Genomic DNA, 1,677 nt, shown 5'->3' with positions numbered 1-1,677 from the left:
TCTCTCAAAATATTAATGAAAGCCTTTTTAATTGTTGCAGCCAGCTCGTCGTCCGCTCGCTTAATATCCATTGTGTCCCTGAGCTTGAGTAGTCTCTCCTGGATTTTGTAAAGATCTCTTCCCTGTGCATCCTTAAAAATCAGGGTGTTGCGGAGGCGAAATGCTTTTCCGTCAATATAAAATTCTTGTTTTCCTTCTTCATTCTCGATCCAGTAGTCGTCTCCAATGGCTACGAGCTTTTCATGCATCCTGTAGATGTGCTTTTTTCTTCTTCGTGGCCTTCACGGCCGCCAAATAGCTTCATCAAGAATCACTCTCCTTATCTATGCAATCTCAATACCTTCCCCTGAAGAAGCAATTTACTAATCCTGCCATAAAGCGAAAAAATAATAATGATTCGTCTTTCAGCAAGACAAAACGTAAGAAAACTCTAATTGTTACCCACCGTGACATGGACTGTTATCCCTTAGATTTGATTATCCCTCACATCTGATGATCCCTTTGATTGTTTAACGTATACCCCACACACTAAAATTAAACGTTGAAACATAAACTCAGGCAGATGTAATTTGTTCTGCATCTATATGAGATTAAGGCAAAACGAACATGTACCACAGGCTGCAGATAGTTTGCCTTCACATTGGCGTCGCTGTTAACAATTTAAAATCTCAATTTCGGTTGCTCTTTCCAGAATTGCTCTTTCCAGGCATTTTCACAGAGCTTTCCTGTAAATCTCAATAATATCTTCCTTTGAAAGTTCTCTGGGGTTTGTCAGGCGGCAAACATCCTGCATCGCATGTTCAGCAAGGAGTTCAAGATCTTCTTCCTTTGCGCCAAGCTCTTTTAAGCCAGAAGGAATTCCTATATCCGATGCAAGTTTCCTAATGGCCTCTATAGCTCGGTCTGCAGCTTTTTCCAGGCTTAATCCTTCTATATTCTCCCCCATTACCCGCGCAATATCGGCAAAGCGTTCCGGGACAACCTGCTTGTTGTATGCTTCCACATACGGGAGAAGAATCGCATTGCAAACTCCGTGTGGAAGGTCGTAAAGCCCCCCTAGCTGGTGCGCCATGGAATGTACATAACCAAGACTTGCGTTATTGAAGGCGATACCTGCAAGGTATTCGGCATGTGCCATCATATCTCTGGTTCTCACGTCTTCTCCATGGGCAACGGCTTCACGTAAGTACTTTGAGATCAGTTCTATGGACTTGATAGCAGCTGCATCCGTTGTAGGCGTAGCCATGGTAGAAACGTAAGCTTCAACTGCATGGGTTAAAGCGTCCATACCGGTTGCAGCCGTAAGTGCAGGCGGCATGCTTACCATAAGTTCCGGGTCGTTAACTGCGATATCAGGGGTGATGCGCGGATCTACGATTGCCATTTTGATATGCCGCTTCGTATCCGTAATAATCGTAAAACTCGTCATCTCACTTGCGGTGCCGGCAGTCGTATTTACTGTAATAAGTGGAGGAATTCCTTTTGTAACTTTCCCAACGCCTTCATAATCATTGATCAATCCACCATTATAAACTACAATACCAATTGCCTTTGCACAGTCCATCGGGCTTCCTCCTCCGACAGCGATTATAATATTGCAGTCTTCTTTTCTGTAAATATCCGCTCCTTCCATGACTGAAGTATCGGTCGGATTCGGGTCTGCTCCTGGAAAGATTG

General features: G+C 43.9%; 2 protein-coding genes. Both read right to left on the bottom strand.

The annotated features are described in order from the left end of the window. On the bottom strand, positions 1-248 hold a 248-nt coding region (locus tag BP621_RS06285; RefSeq protein ID WP_292388578.1), incomplete at its 3' end, for an LURP-one-related family protein. Between the two features lie 464 nt (positions 249-712). Next, positions 713-1,677 (bottom strand): iron-containing alcohol dehydrogenase (locus tag BP621_RS06280; RefSeq protein WP_292388576.1); only part of this gene is annotated, 965 nt, incomplete at its 5' end.

This window comes from Methanosarcina sp. UBA5 (assembly GCF_002505485.1).
GTDB lineage: Archaea > Halobacteriota > Methanosarcinia > Methanosarcinales > Methanosarcinaceae > Methanosarcina.
Note: the sequence above shows the minus strand (reverse complement) of the source record. Positions and strands in the feature narration are given on the sequence as shown.